We start from the raw sequence: 3,628 nt of genomic DNA, 5'->3' as shown, positions 1-3,628 counted from the left end.
CGGCCGTATCCGACCAGGACCTCATCGAGCACTGCCGGGCGCACCTGGCCGCCTACAAGTTGCCGCGCCGGTTCGTCGACCTGGACACCCTGCCGAAGAACGCCGCGGGAAAGATCATCAAGCGGGAGCTGCGGGAACTGGCGTGTCAACTAGATCATGCTATCGAACATTCACTTGAGTAGCTGAAGTAACTATCAATACGCTTTCACCAAACTTTGGTAAAACTATGGTCAATTCACATCGACTGTGATTCGATGCGAAGTGAACCGACACTAAGCCGGGAGGTGTCATGGGCTTCGCCGCGATCTCGCGTGGCAACGCCACCGCGCCACTACGATCCATCGGCGGCTTCTTCGCGATGGCGCTGGATACGCTGCTTGCGATTCCTCGGCGGCCGTTTTACTTTCGCGAGTTTCTGCTGCAATCGTGGTTCGTGGCGCGGGTGTCGATCATGCCGACGTTGCTGCTGTCCATCCCCTTCTGCGTGATGGTGGTGTTCACCTTCAACATCCTGTTGGTCGAGTTCGGCGCCGCCGACTTCTCGGGCACCGGCGCGGCCTACGGGACGGTCACCCAGATCGGCCCGGTGGTGACGGTGCTGGTGGTCGCCGGGGCCGGAGCGACCGCGATGTGTGCCGATCTGGGCGCCCGCACCATCCGCGAAGAACTCGACGCGCTGAAGGTCATGGGCATCAACCCCATTCAGGCCCTGGTGGTGCCCCGCGTGCTGGCGGCCACTTTGGTGGCCATGCTGCTGTCGTCGGTGGTGGTCCTGGTCGGCATCGTCGGCAGCTTCGCCTTCTCGGTGTTCATTCAGAACGTGACACCGGGTGCATTCGCCGCCGGCATTACGCTGATCACGGGGACGGCCGAGGTGGTCATCGCACTGATCAAGGCCGCACTGTTCGGGCTGGCCGCCGGCCTGATTGCCTGCTACAAGGGCATTTCAGTCGGTGGGGGCCCGGCGGGTGTCGGCAATGCGGTGAACGAGACCGTGGTGTACACCTTCATGGCGTTGTTCGCGATCAACATCATCGCCAGTGCGGTCGCGGTGGAGGCGACACTGTGACGGTCGCGCGAACGCCCTACCCACGGCTGCGCCGTGTCGCGACCGGCTGGGTGGACGGGCTGCAGCGGATCGGCACCCAAGCCGAGTTCTACGGCAAAACACTGCGATTCAGCGGTGACGCGGTCGTCCACTATCGAACCGAGCTGGCCCGCCTGATCGCCCAGATGAGCCTCGGTACCGGGGCGCTGGCCATCATCGGCGGCACCGTCGTCATCGTCGGATTCCTCACCTTGTCCAGCGGTGCTGTGATCGCGGTGCAGGGCTACAACCAGTTCGCCGAGATCGGGGTGGAGGCGCTGACCGGATTCTCGTCGGCCTACTTCAACGTGCGGTTGATCGCCCCACTGATCGCCGCGATCGGCTTGGCGGCCACGATCGGCGCCGGTGCGACCGCGCAGATCGGTGCGATGCGGATCAACGAGGAGATCGACGCCCTCGAGGTGATCGGCGTGCGGTCGATCGCCTACTTGGCCAGCACCCGGGTGCTGGCCGGCGTGATCGTCGTGATCCCGTTGTACTGCGTCGCCGTGCTGATGTCGTTCCTGGCCGCCCGGGTCGGGACCACCGTGTTCTATGGCCAGTCGACCGGCGTCTATGACCACTACTTCAACACCTTCCTGAACCCGACGGACCTGATCTGGTCGTTCGCCCAGGCGGTGGTGATGGCCGTGCTGATCATGCTGGTGCACACCTACTACGGCTTCACGGCGTCGGGTGGGCCGGCCGGGGTGGGAGAAGCGGTGGGGCGGGCGGTACGCACCTCGTTGATCACCGCGACGTTCGTCTCGATGTTCGTTACGTTGGCCGTCTACGGGCAATCCGGCAACTTCAACCTGTCCGGATAGCACGGTGCCAACCAGGAGAGGGCAACGCCGGATCCACCCGCTGTGGTGGACGGCGATCATGTTCACCGCCATCGCCGCGTTCGTGGTCATCTGCTCGGCGGCCTTCGCGGGAACCTTCCGGTCCTTCCAACCGGTCACCGTGACGTCGGATCGATCCGGTCTGGTCATGGAACCCGGCGCCAAGGTGAAGATGCGCGGTGTGCCGGTCGGCCGGGTCGCATCGGTGCACGGTGGGGCCGAGCCGGTCCACCTGACGTTGGAACTCTTTCCGGACCAGGTTCGGTTCATTCCGGCCAACGTAGTCCCGCAGATCCGCGCGACAACCGCGTTCGGCGCCAAGTACGTCGACCTGATCTACCCCGACGAGCCGGCATCGGCACGGCTGGCGCCCGGCGCAGTCCTGGCCTCGCGCAACGTCAGTACCGAGGTGAACACGGTTTTCGAGAACATCGTCAAGGTGCTCGGGCAGATCGATCCGCCCAAGCTGAACCCCGTGCTGACCGCCCTGGCCGACGGCGTCCGAGGCCAGGGACCACGAATCGGACAGGCCACCACCGACGCCAACGAAGTGCTCCTGGCGGTGAACTCGCGCGACGAGACCCTGCGCCGGGATTGGCGCGCGCTGGCCGCGGCCAGTGACGCCTACGGCGGCGCGGCACAGCACATCATCGACACGCTGGCGGCGGCGAGCGTCACCAGCCGCACCGTCACCGGCCAGGCGCAGGACCTGGATGCACTGCTGCTCAGCACGATTGGTCTGGGCCGGTCCGGCGTCGAGCTACTTGCACCGAGCCACACCGACCTGATCCGGCTCATCGACGCGGCCGAACCGACGACCAACCTGCTGATGAAGTACAACCCGACCTACACCTGCCTGCTGCTCGGCGCGAACTGGGCGCTGGAAAACGGGGCGCGCGAGAACAACGGCGGCAACGGCCGGACCACGATTCTGGATGCCGGCCTGCTGTTCGGCGACGACGGCTACCGGTTCCCCGACCACCTTCCGATCGTCGCGGCGAAGGGCGGTCCGGGCGGTAAACCGAGCTGCGGGTCGCTACCCGACGCGACCAAGAACTACCCGGTGCGCCAACTGATCACCAACACCGGGTGGGGTACCGGGCTGGACCTGCGGCCGAACCCGGGCATCGGGCACCCGTGTTGGGCGAACTTCTTCCCGGCGACCCGCGCAGTGCCCGAACCCCCCAGCATCCGCAAGTGCATACCCGGACCCGCGATCGGACCCGTGCCGTATCCGGGAGCGCCGCCGTACGGGGCCCCACTGTACGGACCCGGCGGCACCCCGCTGTGGCCCGGTGTTCCTCCGGCCGACGCAGGGACGCCGCCATGACGGACAACCTGACCGGAGCGGTATGGCGGCTGGCAGTTTTCGTCGCGGTGTGTCTGCTGGCGATCTTTGCCAGCCTGATGGTGTTCGCGCAGCTACGGTTCGGCGCGGAGCGGCACTACCGGGCGGAGTTCACCAACGTGACCGGTCTGCAGGAAGGCAACTTCGTGCGGATAGCCGGGGTCGAGGTCGGCAAGGTCAAGAACATCTCCCTACAGCCCGATGCCACTGTGATGGTGGAATTCTCGACCGATGACACCGTCCCTCTCACGGAGGCGACTACCGCGGTGGTCCGCTACGCGGACCTGATCGGTGGTCGCTATCTGGAGTTGGCCGAAGGGGCCGCTGGGGCGCGGCCGCTGGAACCGG

5 protein-coding genes are annotated in these 3,628 nt (G+C 65.8%); all 5 read left to right on the top strand.

All coding sequences use genetic code 11. From position 1 onward, the window contains the following. The coding region (locus ACN269_RS33900; protein WP_421477307.1) for a hypothetical protein at window positions 1–182 on the top strand (182 nt) is incomplete at its 5' end. A 107-nt stretch (window positions 183–289) separates the two neighbouring features. Then, window positions 290–1,069 (top strand): MlaE family ABC transporter permease, encoded by a 780-nt coding sequence (locus ACN269_RS33895; RefSeq protein ID WP_421477305.1) that lies wholly within the window; start codon window positions 290–292, stop codon window positions 1,067–1,069. After that, the gene (locus tag ACN269_RS33890) at window positions 1,066–1,914 is read left to right on the top strand and encodes an ABC transporter permease (RefSeq protein ID WP_421477303.1); all 849 of its coding nucleotides are present in this window, start codon (window positions 1,066–1,068) and stop codon (window positions 1,912–1,914) included. The genes ACN269_RS33895 and ACN269_RS33890 overlap by 4 nt, the downstream gene beginning before the upstream one ends. A gap of 4 nt (window positions 1,915–1,918) precedes the next feature. Continuing rightward, window positions 1,919–3,262 (top strand): MCE family protein, encoded by a 1,344-nt coding sequence (locus ACN269_RS33885; protein WP_421477301.1) that lies wholly within the window; start codon window positions 1,919–1,921, stop codon window positions 3,260–3,262. After that, window positions 3,259–3,628: MlaD family protein (locus ACN269_RS33880; RefSeq protein WP_421477299.1), on the top strand; the 370-nt coding region annotated here is incomplete at its 3' end. The genes ACN269_RS33885 and ACN269_RS33880, both read left to right, overlap by 4 nt.

Origin of the sequence: Micromonospora sp. WMMD736 (genome assembly GCF_049179015.1) — a bacterium.
In the GTDB taxonomy this organism is placed as follows: Bacteria; Actinomycetota; Actinomycetes; order Mycobacteriales; family Micromonosporaceae; genus Micromonospora.
Note: the sequence above shows the minus strand (reverse complement) of the source record. Positions and strands in the feature narration are given on the sequence as shown.